We start from the raw sequence: 16,200 nt of genomic DNA, 5'->3' as shown, positions 1-16,200 counted from the left end.
GGAGGTATACCCAAGTTCGGCTGAAGGGATCGGTCTTGAAAACCGACAGGCGGCGAGAGTCGCGCGGGGGTTCGAATCCCTCTACCTCCTCCATTTTTAAAACTTTATATTGTCGCGGGGTGGAGCAGCACGGTAGCTCGTCGGGCTCATAACCCGAAGGTCGCAGGTTCAAATCCTGTCCCCGCAACCAAATGGTCCCGTGGTGTAGTGGTTAACATGCCTGCCTGTCACGCAGGAGATCGCCGGTTCGACCCCGGTCGGGACCGCCATTTATGTTGGCTCGGTAGCTCAGTCGGTAGAGCAGAGGACTGAAAATCCTCGTGTCGGCGGTTCGATTCCGTCCCGAGCCACCATTTTTTTATGCCGGCTTAGCTCAATTGGTAGAGCAACTGACTTGTAATCAGTAGGTTGGGGGTTCAAGTCCTCTAGCCGGCATCATTTAGGGGCATAGTTTAAAGGTAGAACTGAGGTCTCCAAAACCTCCAGTGTGGGTTCGATTCCTACTGCCCCTGTAAAGTATATGGGCCTATAGCTCAGCTGGTTAGAGCGCACGCCTGATAAGCGTGAGGTCGATGGTTCGAGTCCATTTAGGCCCACCATATATTATTCCGCAGTAGCTCAGTGGTAGAGCTATCGGCTGTTAACCGATCGGTCGTAGGTTCGAGTCCTACCTGCGGAGCCATGGCCCGTTGGTCAAGTGGTTAAGACACCGCCCTTTCACGGCGGTAACACGGGTTCGAATCCCGTACGGGTCATACAAAAAAGAGTCAGCATTATGCTGGCTCTTTTTTATTTTGTTAATCCTTTTTATTACGTTACTTTCCAGAAATAAATAAAGGAATTTTGGAAAAGCTATGGTATGTATAAAAAGGAGGAAATCATAATGACACGAGTGAGAGACTTAATGAGTACCCATATTGTACATTGTACACCGCTAGACAATGTATATGAGGCAGCTGTAAAAATGAAGGAAGAATCGATTGGATTAATTCCTGTTGTTGAAAATGAGCAAGTTGTTGGGCTTGTTACTGATCGTGATTTAGTCGTTCGAGGGATTGCTGAAAAACATCCTGGATCTAATAAGATTACAAATATAATGACAACAAATATTATCTCAGTTTCTCCAAATGATTCTATTGAAAAAGCTACAGAGCTAATGGCACAGCATCAAATTAGACGATTACCAGTAGTTGATAGTGGTCAACTTATTGGCATGTTAGCACTAGGAGATTTAGCTATAAGGGAATCAGCAGATGATCAAGCTGGATTTGCCTTGAGCGAAATCTCAGAGCGTACAGAGTAAATTGAAACTTTCATTAACCGAGAGTTTAATGGTCACTCATAAAGAGCTAAATTATATATAAATTTCAGATACATTATTCTAGTATATATGGATTAAACTAATATGTTAGCGTGATGTATCTGAGACATTATATAATAAGTATGTGGTTAATAATTTCGACATTTTTTTAAAATTTGTTATTCTTAATTTTTAATAAGAGAAAAGATGATATACTGATAGATATAAGTATTATGAGAGATTTTGAATATAACAATATTAATTTTTAGTGGTGCGATAATAAATTAATATTTCCTACATAGATGAAAAGGGAAGGGGAATTATATGAAGGCTGTACAGGGCGATCCAAATTGGAATTTGGTTACAGATACATATATAGAACCAAATAATTTCGCTGAATTATTTTCTTTGCTTGTACCTTGTCACCCAAAAGGTGAGGGGAAAGAACGAACTATATTAGTATGGAAAGAGAAAGAATTTTATAAAGAAGAAAATTTAGCGGCATTTATTGTATATGGCATGAATAAAGCAAAGAAATTACCGCAGTTTCATAAAGATGAAATTCCAACTTTAGTGCGTATTCTTCGCTTATGCCAAGAGATTGGTTGGTATGAAGAGGCAAATGATTTTATGATAGCGCAAGGATTAGCTGAGTTTGTTCATACTTCATTGGAATATGAAACATGGGATCTTTTGACGCAATCAGTTGCTTTAAATTATTTAATTATTAAATATCGTATAGGTGAATTGACAGATAGGGATATTGAAATTTGGGATAGAGTTAAATTTAATGAGAAGTGTATAACCGATTGTAAACATTTATTATCTCATAAAGAAGTATTGGAATTTACATTCTTTTATATGTGCAAGAGAGCGAAATCATTATCAAAAGAGCAATTAAATAGTGATATGATGAGTTTAGCAATGTATTGTAATACTTTTGTATATGATTTGTATACACATGATTTATTACGGAAATATCGTAAGTGTACAGATTTCCTATCATATTATGGACCTAGTCAGGCAGTTTTAGCATGTCAAAGAGCTGTATTATCTCAAATTTCCGATCGCTTAGACCCATTAAAGACAACGCATGTAGATGATTATTTATATGTGATGAAAGAAATGATGGAGCATATGACGATAGGAGTAATGGATCGATATGGTCATTTTATTGGAAAGCTACTATCTTATGTGCCATTTTTCGAAATGATACAAGTTCCACAGCATGCATATTATTGTGAAGAATTACTGTATATTTGTAAGGGCATTGAATATAAAGAAGAAACACTACGCAATTATATATTTATACAATTACATGATTGTTTACCATCATTTTTTAGGCTATTTCTTAAAAATAAGCGTTACGCAACGATTCATGATATTCTTTTCTATTGGTGCGATGACGAACAACGAATGAGCTTAGAGAAAAAATATAATCTGAGCTTTATTTATGAAAAATATGCTTGTGGATAAACAATATTTTCGATATGAAAAATTAATATAAATTAAAAAGGATCTCCAGTTTATGTGAGATCCTTTTTTGTTAGTAAAACAAGGAGAAAGTGATTAAGACAAGAAACAACATTCCATATAGGAGAAGTTGTGCAGTATAACTTCCTTGTATACCAAAAAAAGTATTGGCTTTCTTATACAAATGCAATATGTATTTTATTGGAGCATCTTTGAAAGATTGGTACACAGTGTCTCCTCTTTCTAAGCTTCTTGTTTTTGTTTTTGGTTATAAGGGACATTAATATATCTAGCTACAAATAATAAAACAGCCATAAAGAATACTGGAAATACAGTAGATAAATAAAAGCCATTACTAATTATATTTGTTATGAGAGCACTCAAAAGAAAAATAGCATTATAAATATGGGCAATTTTTTGTTTTAGTTGCACTTGAAATGATTCCATCATAATTTCTAATGCAACAAAAGCAATAATAATAGATAAAAATACAATGTTTGTATTGTAAATGATTAAACAACAGATTAAACCTAAAAAGGCTACGTATTCAATTATAAGAGGTATATTGCGTGGCATACAATTTACCTAACTAAATATGGCAGTGGATTTACTGCATTTGTTTTTTCAAAATTCCATTCTCCATTATGTAATTCAAAATGAAGATGTTGCCCGTATGAATGACCTGTGTTTCCCATATGACCTATTAATTGTCCAGTTTGTACTTGATCACCAGCTTGTACAGTGCGATCCTTCATATGAGCATAAACAGTTGTATATAATTTCCCATTGATTTGATGCGCAATGAAAACAACATTGCCATAGCTAGCTGAATAATAAGATTTCACAACTTTACCTGCAGCAGCAGCTTGGATAGAGACGTTTCCTGGAGCGGCAATATCTATACCATAATGCATTTGTTCCCAGCGTATATCAAAGGTTGAGCTAATTCTTCCTTGAGCGGGGAATTTGAAAGCAGCTGGAATTGATGAAGGCTGATCTGTTTTAGCTTGTGGTTGATTTTGTACTACATAGTGTTTTGCTACATATCCGTATCCTGTGCCAAAACGAATTTTATACCAAGTACCTACAGTTTCTACTACTTGTACTTGAGTACCGTTTTGTAATGAACCGAGTAGAGCGCTACTTGTACTAGCTGTGCTACGTACATTTAGATTAGGTGTTGCAACAGTATATTTTGTATTATTTTGAACGGTGATTCCTTTTACTAAGGGTTGTGAACCATTAGAGATGAATGCTTTTTGTACGTAACCTGTTTGGCCATTATGTGATATTTTATACCATTCGCCTTGATCTTCTTGAACGGTAATAAACTTACCATTTGGTAATACATCTAAAATGGAAGATTCTAAATTAGGTTCAGAGCGAACGTTTAATGCATTAGCATTAACGATGTATTGATCATTAGATTGAAGTTTGTTTTTTAGTAAAATAGCATCTTTTTGTACATAACCTACTTTATTATGAACAGACACTTTATACCAACCATTAGTTGTTTCAATGATGTTCACTTTTGTATTAAAGCGAATTGTATCAATTGATGTGCTTTTTACGTTATCTTCTGTATGTAATGCTACTTGATCGACTTTGACATACCCAGTTTTAATATTAGATAATTGTTCAGCGTTTGCTTTTTGTACATTTGTTTCACCCATAGAAGGAAGTAAAGAAGCAATCGCTACAGTAGTTGCTGTTAAAGCAGTAGCTTTCATATTCATGGAATAGAGACCTCCTCTAGTTGTATAGTTGTAATTTTATTATAGTATAAAGATATAATATAGTGGGGGTATTCACATAAATGTAATATGAAATCAATATAAAAATAAATTTTTTGAGGATAATGATTCCTTTTTATACAATTAATTGGGGTTTTATTTTCTAAAATAGAATGTATGTATTGTATAATTTTGATATTATGTTGACAATTAAGAAAATTAAAAAAGTTGATGATGTCTTATTAGGGTGTTATACTGACAGTGATAATTTTATAGTTTGCTAGGAGAGCTGGTGTTGCCAGCTGAGAGTAGGCCGTAAGCCTTTGATCCTTTTTATTACCTGATCTAGATTATGCTAGCGTAGGGAAGCAATTCGGACACTAACAATGAGTCCCCGTTTCTTTGCGTATAGAAACGGGGCTTTTTTATTTGAAAATTTCATATTGAAACCACTAGGGGTGCTTGACTTGCTGAGAGAGGAATAATCCTTAACCCTTACAACACCTGATCTAGGTAATACTAGCGAAGGGAAGTGGAACATCGAATAAATGTATAACTTTATTTGCTGTAACCACTTCTTATATATAGAAGTGGTTTTTTATTTAGATACATATATTGAAAGGGGATAGAGAAATGAAATTTTGCGATAGATTATTAGAAACTGTGCAACCGGTTTGGGAGATGAGTCATAATCATCCGTTTGTAGTGGGTATGGGAGATGGCACGTTAGAAAAAGATAAATTCCAGTATTATATTATTCAAGATTATTTATATCTGCTAGATTATGCAAAGTTATATGCGATTGGTGTTGTAAAAGCAACGAATCCACAAGTAATGGGAAAGTTCGCTGAACAAATTGATGGAATATTAAATGGCGAAATGACAATCCATAAACAATATGCAAAAAGACTTGGAATTTCTATAGAGGAGATAGAGTCTGCGAAACCATCTGCTAAAAATTTAGCTTATACAAATTACATGATGTCTGTATCTCAAAATGGCACACTTGCGGAATTAATAGCAGCGCTTCTTCCATGTATGTGGAGCTATTGGGAAATTGGAAAGCGTTTAAATGATATTCCTGGAGCAAGAGATCATGAGTTTTTTGGTGAGTGGATTCAAGGATATAGTTCGGAAGAATACGGTAATCTTTGTATTTGGTTAATAGATTTATTAAATGAAATGGCAGTTGGAAAGTCTAAGAAAGAACTAGAAAGATTAGAGGAGATCTTCTTATATTCCAGTCGATTTGAATATTTATTCTGGGATATGTCCTATCGTAAGGAGATGTGGGGATTTGAGGAGCAAGAACATACTACAGTTTCATAATGTTTCTTTTCATTACGATGAGAAACCAATCATCCATGAATTAAATGCTTCTATATATGAGAAAGAGTTTGTCAGTATTATCGGACCGAGTGGATGTGGAAAAAGTACTTTATTTCGCCTTATTACAGGTCTAGAAAAGGTAAGTACTGGACAGATAGAACTGACAGAAACAAAGAACCATCCTGTAGGATATATGCCGCAAAAAGATATGCTTTTGCCGTGGAGAACAATTATTGAGAATGCTGCCCTGCCGCTAGAGTGCCAAGGTGTACAGAAGAAAGAAGCAGAAGTAAAGGCAAAGGAACTGTTACATAAATTTGGTTTGCAAGGGTATGAGCAAAAATATCCGAAAGATTTATCTGGTGGGATGAGACAACGTGTATCTTTTATTCGAACTTTATTAACAGGCGGGGAGATATTGCTGTTAGATGAACCATTTAGTGCGTTGGATGCTTTAACGAAGACCTCTTTGCAAGAATGGTTGTTTGAACAATGGCAAGAGTGGGAAAAAACAATTTTATTCATTACTCATGATGTTGAAGAAGCGTTATTTCTTTCAAACAGAGTTTTAGTAGTGGAACAGCAGCCGATAACGACTTTGACTGAGCGGACTGTACCGCTTGATCATAACAGAACACGAAAAGATTTATATAAACCGGAAGTATTAGCGCTGAAAGATGAGCTTCTTAGTATGTTACAAAGGCAGGTACTTGTGTGATGAACCGATTGAAAGAATTAGTTCCTGCTATTACACTTTCTAGTATTTTACTAGCTGTGTGGGAAATAGGAGCAAGAATTGTAGATGAGATGTACATTTTACCGTCACCGTCTGCGATTGTAATGAAGATATGGAAACTAAAAGACATATTATTTACAGTTCATTTACCTGCAACGTTATACGTCGTTTTAATAGGTGTTGTTATCTCTATCGTATTAGGTGTAGGGCTAGCGATGTTAATGAATGCGAGTACATGGATGGAAAGAGCATTTTATCCATTATTAGTTGCTTCACAAACGATTCCAATTACTGCGCTTGCTCCGCTATTTGTTTTATGGTTTGGATATACAATTTGGAGTAAGGTTGTTGTCACAGTTTTAATTACGTTTTTCCCAATTGCGGTCAATACGTATGATGGACTGCGTAGTACGAAAAAAGAATGGGAGGAGCTCTTAGTTACATATGGAGCAACAAAAAGAGATATTTTTCTTAAATTAAAGTTGCCGTCTGCTCTTCCTTATTTTTTCTCAGCTTTAAAAATTGCAGTTCCGCTTAGTGTTATCGGAGCAGCAATTGGAGAATGGCTCGGTGCACAAGCTGGGCTTGGATATTTCAGTAAGAGAATGATGACGCAGTTAGATGGAGCTGGCGTATTTGCACCTATTGTATTGTTATCATTATTAGCTATTTTCTTCGTCGTAATTATTTCCATATTAGAAAAGAAATTCATTAGTTGGAGGAAGCATTCATGAAATTTTTAAAGCGCATCTTTGTGTTTACATTATTAATTGCACTAATTGCAGGATGTTCGAGTAATTCAGCATCAGATAAAAGTAAAAAAGAGAAAGAAATAACAGTCATGTTAGATTGGTATCCAAATGCGGTACATAGCTTTATCTATGCAGCAATTGAAAAAGGATACTTTAAAGAAGAAGGTGTAAAGGTAAATATTAAATTCCCTTCTAATCCGACTGATCCATTAACGCTAGCAGCAGCAGGGAAGGTGACAGTTGGCTTGTATTATCAGCCAGATGTTGTTATGGCGAGAGCGAATGAGCAAATTCCAGTGAAATCAATTGGGGCTGTCGTACGTTCACCATTAAATCATGTTGTATCACTGAAATCAGCGGGCATTCAATCACCGAAAGATTTAGAAGGAAAAACAGTAGGATACTCTGGAACACCATTAAGTGAGATGTATTTAAAAACGATGGTAAAAGAAGCTGGTGGTAATCCTGATACAGTGAAAGTAGTAGATGTTGGCTTTGATTTAGTACCAGCATTAATTACGAAGAAAGTAGATGCGGTAACAGGGGCATACATTAACCATGAAGTACCTGTTATGCGTCATGAAGGCCATGAACCAGCGTACTTTAATCCAGCTGATTACGGAGTACCAAACTATCATGAGCTTGTGTTTGTAACAGGTGATAAAACGTTGAAAAAAGATAAAGAGGCGTTGCAAGCTTTCTTACGTGGTACGAAAAAAGGCTATGATTTCATGAAGAAAAACCCAGATGAAGCATTGAATATTTTATTAAATCATCAAGAAAAAGAAAACTTCCCACTTGTGCCAGAAGTTGAAAAGGAAAGTATGAAAATTTTATTAGAGAAGATGGAAACGAAAGATGAGCCATTCTTATCAGATTCAAAAGAATCTTGGGAGAAACAAAATAAGTGGCTGAAGGACAAAGGAATGACGAAAGAAACCGTCCCAGCCGATGAATTATTCGAAAATATTTTAAAGTAGGCGAATGAATATGAAAAATGAGCTCCATGTAATCTCAAATGGCCATATGCCATTCGAAGAGTTAGTGAATGTAGCGATGCAAATTGAGAGTGAGATTGATTATTTGCATATTCGTGAGCGTGAGAAGAGTACGAAGGAATTATATGAAGGTGTGGAAAGTCTATTAATGGAGGGCTTTCCAGCTTCTAAAATTGTCATAAACGATCGAATTGATATTGCAATTTTATTAAATATTCCTCGTGTTCAACTAGGATATCGAAGTACAGATGTAAAGTCAGTGAAAGAAAAGTTTTCGTATTTGCATGTCGGTTATTCTGTGCATTCGCTAGATGAAGCAATAGTAGCTTTTAAAAATGGAGCGGATTCACTCGTTTATGGCCATGTATTTCCGACAGATTGTAAAAAAGGTGTGCCAGCGAGAGGGCTTGAAGAAATTTCAGACATTGCAAGGTGTTTATCTATACCGATTACAGCAATTGGAGGAATTACCCCAGAAAACACAGTGGATGTTCTTACTAACGGTGTAAGCGGTATAGCAGTTATGTCTGGAATTGTAAGTAGTAGTAACCCGTATAGCAAAGCGAAATCTTATAAGGAATCAATAAGAAAGTGGGCGGAAAAACATGTGTGAGAAGTATGATGTAGCGATTATTGGTGGTGGTGTAATTGGTAGTTCAGTTGCACATTTTCTAGCAGAAAGAGGACATAAAGTAGCGATTGTGGAGAAGCAAAGTATTGCATCGGAAGCTTCAAAAGCAGCTGCTGGTTTACTTGGTGTTCAGGCAGAATGGGATGCGTATAATCCGCTATTTGAACTTGCTAGAGAAAGCCGAGCTATATTTCCACAACTTGCAGCAGTTTTACGTGAAAAGACGGGTGTTGATATTGGATATGAAGAAAAAGGAATTTATCGTATTGCTCAAAATGAAGATGAGAAGGAAAGAATTCTTCACATTATGGATTGGCAGCAGAAAACAGGTGAAGATTCTTATTTTCTAACGGGAGACCATGTGCGGGAAAAAGAGCCATATCTATCCGAATCTATTATAGGAGCAGTATATTATCCGAAAGACGGTCATGTTATTGCACCAGAGCTTACGAAAGCATTCGCACATTCTGCAGCGATTTCCGGTGCTGATATATATGAACAGACAGAAGTATTTGATATCCGTATTGAAAATAATAAAGTGACTGGAGTTATTACAAGTGAAGGTATTGTCACATGTGAGAAAGTCGTTATTGCAGGAGGTTCATGGAGCACGAAGTTACTCAGTTATTTTCACCGCGATTGGGGTACATATCCAGTTAAAGGAGAAGTGGTTGCGGTAAGAAGTAGAAAACAACTTTTAAAAGCACCTATTTTTCAAGAAAGATTTTACATTACTCCAAAGCGCGGTGGACGTTACGTAATTGGGGCAACAATGAAGCCACATACGTTCAATAAAACTGTGCAGCCAGAAAGTATAACTTCTATATTAGAGCGTGCTTATACAATATTGCCAGCTTTAAAAGAAGCAGAATGGGAAAGCACGTGGGCAGGATTAAGACCACAATCGAATCATGAAGCTCCTTATATGGGAGAGCATGAAGAAATAAAAGGTTTATATGCTTGCACGGGCCATTATCGAAACGGTATTTTATTAAGTCCTATTTCTGGCCAATATATGGCTGATTTAATAGAAGGAAAGCAAGAGAATCATTTGCTAGATTCATTGCTTTCTAGAAGAGTTTAGAAAGGGGATGGAAGTTTGAATTTAAAAATTAATGGTAACCAAATTGAAGTGCCAGCGAGTGTAAAAACAGTAGCTGAGCTACTTACACATTTAGAGCTAGATAACAGAATTGTTGTAGTAGAGCGTAATAAAGATATTTTACAAAAAGATGATCATACAGATACATCTGTTTTTGATGGAGACCAAATTGAGATTGTAACTTTCGTAGGAGGCGGTTGATTATGTTAAACATTGGACCATTTTCATTTCATTCTAGACTTTTATTAGGAACAGGTAAATTCCCTGATTTTGACGTACAGCAAAAGGCAATTGACGTTTCTGAAGCTGAAATTTTAACGTTTGCAGTACGTCGTATGGATATCTTTGATGCAAAGCAACCTAATTTATTAGAGAAACTTGATGTGAAAAAATATACGTTATTACCAAATACAGCAGGAGCAAAAAACGCTGAAGAGGCTGTTCGTATTGCAAAATTAGCAAAAGCTTCTGGGCTTTGTGACATGATAAAGGTAGAAGTTATTGGTGATGATAGAACGTTATTACCTGATCCGGTAGAAACATTAAAGGCATCTGAAATGTTACTGGAAGAAGGATTTATCGTACTTCCGTATACATCTGATGATGTTGTATTAGCACGTAAATTACAAGAGCTTGGCGTGCATGCGATTATGCCAGGAGCATCTCCAATCGGATCAGGACTTGGTATTGTAAATCCATTAAATTTGAGCTTCATTATTGAACAAGCGACAGTACCAGTTATCGTTGATGCCGGTATTGGTAGCCCAGCTGATGCGGCATTTGCAATGGAATTAGGAGCAGATGGCGTGTTATTAAATACAGCTGTATCAGGAGCAAAAGATCCTATTAAAATGGCACAAGCAATGAAATTAAGTATTGAAGCAGGCCGTTTAGGATTTGAAGCAGGTCGCATTGCACGTAAGCGTTGTGCAACTGCAAGTAGTCCTTTAGAAGGAATGAGCGTAGTTGAATAATCGATATTCTCGCCAAGAACTATTTTCTCCAATTGGAGAAGAAGGACAGCAAAAGATAAGAGAAAAGCATGTGCTTATTATCGGTGCAGGTGCATTAGGTAGTGCAAATGCAGAGATGTTTGTAAGAGCAGGTGTTGGCAAGATAACAATTGTTGACCGTGATTATGTAGATTGGAGTAATTTACAAAGACAACAATTGTATGCAGAGAGCGACGTAAAGAATAATCTTCCAAAAGCTATAGCGGCTAAAAAACGTTTAGAAGAGATTAATAGTGATGTAACAATAGAAGCTCTCGTTCAAGATGTAACAGCTGAAGAGCTAGAAGAACTTGTTATAAATGTTGATGTAATTATTGATGCGACTGATAATTTCGAAACGCGCTTTATTGTAAATGATATATCACAAAAATATTCTATTCCATGGATTTACGGTGCATGTGTAGGTAGTTACGGTCTTTCTTACACAATCCTTCCTAGTAAAACACCATGTTTATCATGTTTATTACAGTCGATTCCGCTTGGCGGGGCAACATGTGATACAGCGGGTATTATATCACCTGCTGTATCTCTTGTCGTTTCTCATCAAGTAACAGAAGCTCTTAAACTGTTAGTAGAAGATTACGAATCACTTCGAGATGGGCTTGTATCGTTTGATATGTGGAAGAATGAGTATTCATGTATGAATGTGCAAAAACTTCGCCAGCATAATTGTCCTTCATGCGGAGAGAATGCATTATATCCGTATTTAAATAAAGAAAACACATCAAAAACAGCAGTTTTATGCGGGCGAAATACAGTTCAAATTAGACCACCTCATAAAGATGAAATGAATTTTGAACAATATAAAGAGTTGTTGGAAGGTCGTGTAAATGATTTAAATATAAATCCATATTTACTATCATTTTCTGTTGAAGACAAGAGGTTAGTAGCCTTTAAAGATGGCCGTGTGCTCGTACATGGAACGAAAGATATAAGCGAAGCAAAAACAATTTATCATCGCTATTTTGGATAGAAAAGGATGAGTGGGATGAAAGTGAATAAAGCTTTAACAATTGCAGGGTCTGATAGCGGCGGCGGTGCTGGAATTCAGGCAGATTTAAAAACATTCCAAGAGCTTGGTGTATACGGAATGACGGCTATTACGGCAATTACTGCTCAAAACACGCTTGGCGTTCAAGGGGTATATCCTGTTCCGTTAGAAGGTATTACAGAACAGCTGAATTCAATTGGTACGGATTTAACACCAGATGCAGTGAAACTAGGAATGTTATTTAGTAGTGAAATAATTCAAATTGTTGCAGAACAAATTAAAAAATTTGGCTGGAATAATATTGTGCTAGATCCCGTTATGATCGCAAAAGGCGGTGCATCATTATTACAGCAAGAAGCAGTTCATGCATTAAAAGAATATTTATTACCAGTAGCAACCGTTATAACACCGAATGTTCCAGAAGCAGAAGTGTTAACTGGGGTGGAGATTCATAATGTTGAAGATAGTAAGGAAGCTGCAAAAGTATTGCACAAATTAGGTGCTAAATATGTGCTTATGAAGGGCGGACATGCAGAATATCAAGGTAATGAAGTAATTGATTTCCTCTTTGATGGAGAAGAATTTATTGAGTTTAGAAGCGAGCGAATTCCTTCAAAGCAAACGCACGGAAGTGGGTGCACATTTGCTTCAGCGGTTACAGCAGGACTTGCGAAAGGATACTCAATTGAAGATGCTGTTCAAGAAGCAAAACGATTTATTAGTATAGCAATTGAAGAGCCATTGAATATTGGTAGTGGTCATGGACCAACGAATCATTTTGCGTATAAAGTGAATAGAACGCGTGTATAGATAAGTGAAAAGCCAGTTTTATAACTGGCTTTTTTTCTGTTTACTTTTTCAAAATACAGGAGTAATATATCAGCCAGAATATATTTTTTTGTAAACGCTGAGTCCAATTATATGGAGCGGAGGAACCAATTTGTGCAGTGTCACTAGGGGTGAATCTTTCAAATTTGAAAGTAGGGCTACTCTCAAAGCCCGAATCCGACAGCTAACTTCGTAAGCGTCTTGAGAGAGGACGGTGCCATGATGGATACATCACTTCATCGATCTGATTAGTATAGGGGAATATCAATCTATGTTTGATTTCTTTTATACTAAGGAGGATGAGGTACATGGAACTAACACTTATTTGTGTTGGAGAAGAAAGTAAGGTAAATAGTTTAAGAGATCTAGTTGCATTTCAACATGAGTTAGTTATTTTTACAGCAAATGAAGAGGTAGCGGCTGAAGTTAGGAATTGTGGGTTTGATTGGACTTATAGTTGTAGTAAGGAGCAGGATTTTACTAGTATTTGTGAGTGTATTAAGAAGGTCATTTTACTAGGGGATGAGCTTCCAATCGTTAGTTTCTTCACAGAACACATTCGTTTTTCTTTTCAAGCACCTATTATTGTTGTTACAAGGAATAAACGATATCCAGCGAGGCTCTATGAAACCATTGGAGCTAAGTTTGTCGTGTTTACAAATTGTGATAATATTTCTTTTTTATTTTTTGAATAGGGCGGGGGAAGAAATGATGAAGGTACTATTACTTGGAGATATAGCAAATCGTTGGGCAGTATCGGTAGAGCGAGTTCAAGAATTGGTCCAGATTGATCCCCTTTTTCCAGGGCCATATATTATATTACCATCAAAAGATGCTTTGTATTTAGAGATGGATATTACCGAGTATGAGCAGCTACATGCAGAATTGACACAAGTTTATATTCGTGGGAGAAATTTACGTGCATTTTTACGAGGAGAATAAAGGTTGAATAAAAAAGAGCGAATGCTGAGTGCAACAAGCTATGCACTTCATGTCATTCGCTCTTTTTATTTCATATTTAAAAGGTCATTTTTAAGAAAAGAAAAGAGAAATAAAGAAAATAGATGAAATAACAGTAATAATCTTCAATGTAAGCGTTTAAATGAATGTAAATATTATTATTTTCAGTAATTTACCCCTTTACAAGTGAAATATAGAGGAGTATATTTACTCTCATAAATCATTCATAAAATTTCCAAAAAAACCTAAAATCGCTGAGTTCCAGAAATGGAGCGGGGGAACCAATTTTGTGCATCGTCACTTGGGGTGAATCTTTCAGTTTTGAAAGTAGGGCTACTCTTTAGGCCCGAATCCGACAGCTAACCTCGTAAGCGTTTAGAGAGGAGGTTTACTTTTTGTTGTTCATTTTTTGAACACTGAGTAGAGCTCAGTGTTCTTTTTTAATATTTAAATGGTAAATTTTAACAAAAAAGAGGGGATAGTTATGTTAGATGTTGTAATGGTCGGGATTTTTATTTTATTAGTTGCATCGATGGCAAGTCTTGCAAGTTGGTCAGATAAAGTTGTGAAAGAAGGAAAGCAATCATGATGATTGTCTTATCGGTTATTGTCGCAGCAATTACAGTGTATTTAGTGTATGCATTATTAAATCCAGAGAAGTTTTAATTAGGGGGAATCATTCATTATGATTTGGGTTGCAGTCATTATTACAATGCTCTTGTTTATTTTAGTAGCAAAGCCAACGGGGATTTATTTAGAAAAAGCTTTTCAAGGTAGCAAAACGTTAGATAAAGTATTCGGGCCTTTTGAAAAACTTATTTTTAAAATTACGGGTGTAAAAGCATACAATCAAACGTGGAAACAGTACGCATTATCATTAGTTTTATTAAATGGATTTATGATCGTTGTCGTATACTTCATTTTCAGATTACAAGGTGTGCTGCCGCTAAATCCAGCACATATTGAAGGGATGGAGCCTACGCTCGCTTTTAATACAGCGATTAGTTTTATGGCTGATACAAACTTACAGCATTATAGCGGTGAAAATGGTTTATCCTATTTATCACAATTAATCGGGATTACATTTTTAATGTTTGCGGCACCAGCAACGACATTAGCGCTCGTTATGGCTTTTATAAGAGGACTTGCTGGAAAAGAACTTGGTAACTTTTTCGTTGATTTTACGAGAGCGTTAACGAGAGTGTTTCTTCCTATTGCATTTATTGCGGCACTAGTTTTTGTCGCACTTGGCGTACCACAAACGTTAGATGGGGCGGTTACAGCACAAACGATTGAAGGTGCAAAGCAAAGTATTTTACGTGGACCTGTTGCATCATTCGTTTCCATTAAGGAACTTGGAAATAACGGCGGTGGATTTTTCGGAGCAAACTCTACGCATCCTTTCGAAAATCCAGGACAAATGAGTAATATTTTGCAAATGATGCTTATGATGTTATTACCAACAGCACTTCCATTTACGTACGGACGAATGGTCGGAAATAAAAAACAAGGCCGCATCCTTTTCGTGTCACTATTTATGGTATTTTTACTAGGGTTTATAACGATTACGACATCTGAACTAAACGGGAACCCGGCATTAAATGGAATGGGTATCGAACATGTACAAGGAAGTACAGAAGGGAAAGAAGTACGATTTGGAACAGTATTTTCTTCACTATACGCAACGGTAACGACAGCTGCTGAAACAGGCGCTGTTAATACGATGCATGATACGTTAACACCAATTGGCGGTTTAGTTCCGCTTGTAAATATGATGTTAAATACTGTGTATGGCGGCGTTGGAGCAGGTTTTGTAAACATTATTATGTATGCAATTATCGCGGTGTTTATATCTGGGTTAATGGTTGGACGGACACCAGAGTTTTTAGGTAAAAAGATTGAAGGTAAGGAAATGAAATTAATCGCGGTCACGATTTTATTTCATCCATTGCTCATTTTAGGATTTTCGGCATTAGCTCTTTCAACAAATTTAGGGACGGATGCTATTTCTCATTCCGGTTTCCACGGTTTGACGCAAGTGGTATATGAATATACATCGTCAGCTGCGAATAACGGATCTGGATTTGAAGGATTAGGAGATAATACACCGTTTTGGAATATTACGACTGGTTTAGTTATGTTTTTAGGACGTTACTTCAGTTTAATTACGATGCTAGCTGTGGCAGCTTCATTGAAAGAAAAAACGGTAGTGCCAGAAACAGTCGGAACGTTCCGTACAGATAATAGTTTATTTGGTGGCATCTTCATCGGAACAATTGTAATTGTCGGTGCATTAACATTCTTCCCGATGTTAGTACTCGGTCCAATTGCAGAATTTCTTACATTGAAGTAAT

Annotated in this window: 20 protein-coding genes, 9 tRNA genes and 4 riboswitches; of the genes, 27 read left to right on the top strand and 2 right to left on the bottom strand. The window is 36.4% G+C overall.

The window, feature by feature from the left end:
• From BLT20_RS04315 to BLT20_RS04265, 11 genes are all read left to right on the top strand, one after another.
• Nucleotides 1-93: transfer RNA gene (locus BLT20_RS04315), tRNA-Ser, on the top strand.
• A gap of 20 nt (nucleotides 94-113) precedes the next feature.
• Nucleotides 114-190, top strand: a tRNA-Met gene (locus BLT20_RS04310).
• 3 nt (nucleotides 191-193) lie between these two features.
• Nucleotides 194-269: transfer RNA gene (locus BLT20_RS04305), tRNA-Asp, on the top strand.
• Nucleotides 270-277: 8 nt separating this feature from the next.
• Nucleotides 278-353: transfer RNA gene (locus BLT20_RS04300), tRNA-Phe, on the top strand.
• A 9-nt stretch (nucleotides 354-362) separates the two neighbouring features.
• Nucleotides 363-435 (top strand) — tRNA-Thr (locus BLT20_RS04295).
• Between the two features lie 6 nt (nucleotides 436-441).
• Nucleotides 442-512: transfer RNA gene (locus BLT20_RS04290), tRNA-Trp, on the top strand.
• 10 nt (nucleotides 513-522) lie between these two features.
• Nucleotides 523-599 (top strand) — tRNA-Ile (locus tag BLT20_RS04285).
• Between the two features lie 8 nt (nucleotides 600-607).
• A tRNA-Asn gene (locus tag BLT20_RS04280) sits at nucleotides 608-682 on the top strand.
• Nucleotide 683: 1 nt separating this feature from the next.
• A tRNA-Glu gene (locus tag BLT20_RS04275) sits at nucleotides 684-755 on the top strand.
• A 128-nt stretch (nucleotides 756-883) separates the two neighbouring features.
• Nucleotides 884-1,303: a CBS domain-containing protein gene (locus tag BLT20_RS04270; protein ID WP_000199005.1), complete on the top strand. Its 420-nt coding sequence runs from the start codon at nucleotides 884-886 to the stop codon at nucleotides 1,301-1,303.
• Between the two features lie 321 nt (nucleotides 1,304-1,624).
• Nucleotides 1,625-2,776 (top strand): DUF3965 domain-containing protein, encoded by a 1,152-nt coding sequence (locus BLT20_RS04265; protein WP_000648912.1) that lies wholly within the window; start codon nucleotides 1,625-1,627, stop codon nucleotides 2,774-2,776.
• Between the two features lie 240 nt (nucleotides 2,777-3,016).
• On the opposite strand, the gene BLT20_RS04255 is transcribed toward BLT20_RS04265, so the two are convergent.
• Nucleotides 3,017-3,349: a hypothetical protein gene (locus BLT20_RS04255; protein ID WP_001137823.1), complete on the bottom strand. Its 333-nt coding sequence runs from the start codon at nucleotides 3,347-3,349 to the stop codon at nucleotides 3,017-3,019.
• A 5-nt stretch (nucleotides 3,350-3,354) separates the two neighbouring features.
• A complete protein-coding gene (locus tag BLT20_RS04250) occupies nucleotides 3,355-4,509 on the bottom strand; it encodes an SH3 domain-containing protein (RefSeq protein WP_001056030.1) in 1,155 nt (384 codons plus the stop codon).
• A gap of 269 nt (nucleotides 4,510-4,778) precedes the next feature.
• Nucleotides 4,779-4,890, top strand: a riboswitch (TPP riboswitch).
• Nucleotides 4,891-4,950: 60 nt separating this feature from the next.
• A riboswitch (TPP riboswitch) is annotated at nucleotides 4,951-5,054 on the top strand.
• 85 nt (nucleotides 5,055-5,139) lie between these two features.
• Here BLT20_RS04250 and tenA point away from each other — a divergent pair.
• The 16 genes from tenA (at nucleotide 5,140) to kdpA (ending at nucleotide 16,199) form a co-directional block, all read left to right on the top strand.
• Nucleotides 5,140-5,835 carry a thiaminase II gene (tenA, locus tag BLT20_RS04245; protein ID WP_000666829.1) on the top strand — a complete coding sequence of 232 codons (696 nt, stop codon included), beginning with the start codon at nucleotides 5,140-5,142 and terminating at the stop codon, nucleotides 5,833-5,835.
• Nucleotides 5,804-6,553, top strand: coding sequence for an ABC transporter ATP-binding protein (locus BLT20_RS04240; protein ID WP_001256799.1), 750 nt, complete (start codon nucleotides 5,804-5,806; stop codon nucleotides 6,551-6,553). Before tenA ends, BLT20_RS04240 begins: the two co-directional genes overlap by 32 nt.
• The gene (locus BLT20_RS04235) at nucleotides 6,553-7,305 is read left to right on the top strand and encodes an ABC transporter permease (RefSeq protein ID WP_001080855.1); all 753 of its coding nucleotides are present in this window, start codon (nucleotides 6,553-6,555) and stop codon (nucleotides 7,303-7,305) included. The genes BLT20_RS04240 and BLT20_RS04235 overlap by 1 nt, the downstream gene beginning before the upstream one ends.
• Nucleotides 7,302-8,303 (top strand): ABC transporter substrate-binding protein, encoded by a 1,002-nt coding sequence (locus BLT20_RS04230; RefSeq protein WP_000670419.1) that lies wholly within the window; start codon nucleotides 7,302-7,304, stop codon nucleotides 8,301-8,303. The genes BLT20_RS04235 and BLT20_RS04230 overlap by 4 nt, the downstream gene beginning before the upstream one ends.
• A 10-nt stretch (nucleotides 8,304-8,313) precedes the next feature.
• Nucleotides 8,314-8,934, top strand: a complete 621-nt coding sequence (tenI, locus tag BLT20_RS04225) for a thiazole tautomerase TenI (protein ID WP_000787170.1) — start codon at nucleotides 8,314-8,316, stop codon at nucleotides 8,932-8,934.
• Nucleotides 8,927-10,036: a glycine oxidase ThiO gene (gene thiO, locus BLT20_RS04220; protein WP_000333314.1), complete on the top strand. Its 1,110-nt coding sequence runs from the start codon at nucleotides 8,927-8,929 to the stop codon at nucleotides 10,034-10,036. The genes tenI and thiO overlap by 8 nt, the downstream gene beginning before the upstream one ends.
• Nucleotides 10,037-10,051: 15 nt before the next feature.
• Nucleotides 10,052-10,255, top strand: coding sequence for a sulfur carrier protein ThiS (thiS, locus tag BLT20_RS04215; RefSeq protein WP_001049502.1), 204 nt, complete (start codon nucleotides 10,052-10,054; stop codon nucleotides 10,253-10,255).
• A gap of 2 nt (nucleotides 10,256-10,257) precedes the next feature.
• Nucleotides 10,258-11,028 carry a thiazole synthase gene (gene thiG / locus BLT20_RS04210; RefSeq protein ID WP_000931981.1) on the top strand — a complete coding sequence of 257 codons (771 nt, stop codon included), beginning with the start codon at nucleotides 10,258-10,260 and terminating at the stop codon, nucleotides 11,026-11,028.
• Nucleotides 11,021-12,040 (top strand): thiazole biosynthesis adenylyltransferase ThiF, encoded by a 1,020-nt coding sequence (thiF, locus tag BLT20_RS04205; RefSeq protein ID WP_001065417.1) that lies wholly within the window; start codon nucleotides 11,021-11,023, stop codon nucleotides 12,038-12,040. Before thiG ends, thiF begins: the two co-directional genes overlap by 8 nt.
• A 15-nt stretch (nucleotides 12,041-12,055) precedes the next feature.
• Nucleotides 12,056-12,868, top strand: a complete 813-nt coding sequence (gene thiD / locus BLT20_RS04200; RefSeq protein ID WP_048655918.1) for a bifunctional hydroxymethylpyrimidine kinase/phosphomethylpyrimidine kinase — start codon at nucleotides 12,056-12,058, stop codon at nucleotides 12,866-12,868.
• 85 nt (nucleotides 12,869-12,953) lie between these two features.
• Nucleotides 12,954-13,101: riboswitch (cyclic di-AMP (ydaO/yuaA leader) on the top strand.
• A gap of 93 nt (nucleotides 13,102-13,194) precedes the next feature.
• Entirely contained in the window at nucleotides 13,195-13,581 is a 387-nt protein-coding gene (locus tag BLT20_RS04195) for a hypothetical protein (RefSeq protein ID WP_000424086.1), read from the top strand.
• Between the two features lie 13 nt (nucleotides 13,582-13,594).
• Nucleotides 13,595-13,828, top strand: a complete 234-nt coding sequence (locus BLT20_RS04190) for a hypothetical protein (RefSeq protein WP_002025339.1) — start codon at nucleotides 13,595-13,597, stop codon at nucleotides 13,826-13,828.
• A gap of 3 nt (nucleotides 13,829-13,831) precedes the next feature.
• Nucleotides 13,832-13,954: a hypothetical protein gene (locus BLT20_RS30930; protein WP_001034421.1), complete on the top strand. Its 123-nt coding sequence runs from the start codon at nucleotides 13,832-13,834 to the stop codon at nucleotides 13,952-13,954.
• A 134-nt stretch (nucleotides 13,955-14,088) separates the two neighbouring features.
• Nucleotides 14,089-14,234: riboswitch (cyclic di-AMP (ydaO/yuaA leader) on the top strand.
• Nucleotides 14,235-14,330: 96 nt separating this feature from the next.
• Nucleotides 14,331-14,435 carry a SipW-dependent-type signal peptide-containing protein gene (locus BLT20_RS04180; protein WP_000887894.1) on the top strand — a complete coding sequence of 35 codons (105 nt, stop codon included), beginning with the start codon at nucleotides 14,331-14,333 and terminating at the stop codon, nucleotides 14,433-14,435.
• On the top strand, nucleotides 14,432-14,512 hold the full coding sequence (kdpF, locus tag BLT20_RS04175) for a K(+)-transporting ATPase subunit F (RefSeq protein ID WP_000973728.1): 81 nt from the start codon (nucleotides 14,432-14,434) through the stop codon (nucleotides 14,510-14,512). Before BLT20_RS04180 ends, kdpF begins: the two co-directional genes overlap by 4 nt.
• Before the next feature lie 19 nt (nucleotides 14,513-14,531).
• The gene (kdpA, locus tag BLT20_RS04170; RefSeq protein WP_000638330.1) at nucleotides 14,532-16,199 is read left to right on the top strand and encodes a potassium-transporting ATPase subunit KdpA; all 1,668 of its coding nucleotides are present in this window, start codon (nucleotides 14,532-14,534) and stop codon (nucleotides 16,197-16,199) included.
• The last annotated feature ends 1 nt before the right edge of the window (nucleotide 16,200 follow it).

It is taken from the genome of Bacillus sp. cl96 (genome assembly GCF_900100505.1).
GTDB classification, from domain to species: Bacteria; Bacillota; Bacilli; order Bacillales; family Bacillaceae_G; genus Bacillus_A; species Bacillus_A cereus.
The sequence above is the reverse complement of the archived record's forward strand: the minus strand, read 5'-3'. Positions and strand labels throughout refer to the sequence as shown.

Bases quoted from the DNA above. Each gene is read 5' to 3' on its own strand.
- BLT20_RS04255 (WP_001137823.1), bottom strand. From the start codon at position 3,349: ATGCCACGCAATATACCTCTTATAATTGAATACGTAGCCTTTTTAGGT.
- BLT20_RS04180 (WP_000887894.1), top strand. From the start codon at position 14,331: ATGTTAGATGTTGTAATGGTCGGGATTTTTATTTTATTAGTTGCATCG.
- tenA (WP_000666829.1), top strand. From the start codon at position 5,140: ATGAAATTTTGCGATAGATTATTAGAAACTGTGCAACCGGTTTGGGAG.
- BLT20_RS04250 (WP_001056030.1), bottom strand. From the start codon at position 4,509: ATGAATATGAAAGCTACTGCTTTAACAGCAACTACTGTAGCGATTGCT.
- thiG (WP_000931981.1), top strand. From the start codon at position 10,258: ATGTTAAACATTGGACCATTTTCATTTCATTCTAGACTTTTATTAGGA.
- BLT20_RS04270 (WP_000199005.1), top strand. From the start codon at position 884: ATGACACGAGTGAGAGACTTAATGAGTACCCATATTGTACATTGTACA.
- BLT20_RS04190 (WP_002025339.1), top strand. From the start codon at position 13,595: ATGATGAAGGTACTATTACTTGGAGATATAGCAAATCGTTGGGCAGTA.
- thiD (WP_048655918.1), top strand. From the start codon at position 12,056: ATGAAAGTGAATAAAGCTTTAACAATTGCAGGGTCTGATAGCGGCGGC.
- BLT20_RS04235 (WP_001080855.1), top strand. From the start codon at position 6,553: ATGAACCGATTGAAAGAATTAGTTCCTGCTATTACACTTTCTAGTATT.
- BLT20_RS04265 (WP_000648912.1), top strand. From the start codon at position 1,625: ATGAAGGCTGTACAGGGCGATCCAAATTGGAATTTGGTTACAGATACA.
- tenI (WP_000787170.1), top strand. From the start codon at position 8,314: ATGAAAAATGAGCTCCATGTAATCTCAAATGGCCATATGCCATTCGAA.
- BLT20_RS04230 (WP_000670419.1), top strand. From the start codon at position 7,302: ATGAAATTTTTAAAGCGCATCTTTGTGTTTACATTATTAATTGCACTA.
- thiO (WP_000333314.1), top strand. From the start codon at position 8,927: ATGTGTGAGAAGTATGATGTAGCGATTATTGGTGGTGGTGTAATTGGT.
- kdpA (WP_000638330.1), top strand. From the start codon at position 14,532: ATGATTTGGGTTGCAGTCATTATTACAATGCTCTTGTTTATTTTAGTA.
- BLT20_RS04195 (WP_000424086.1), top strand. From the start codon at position 13,195: ATGGAACTAACACTTATTTGTGTTGGAGAAGAAAGTAAGGTAAATAGT.
- kdpF (WP_000973728.1), top strand. From the start codon at position 14,432: ATGATGATTGTCTTATCGGTTATTGTCGCAGCAATTACAGTGTATTTA.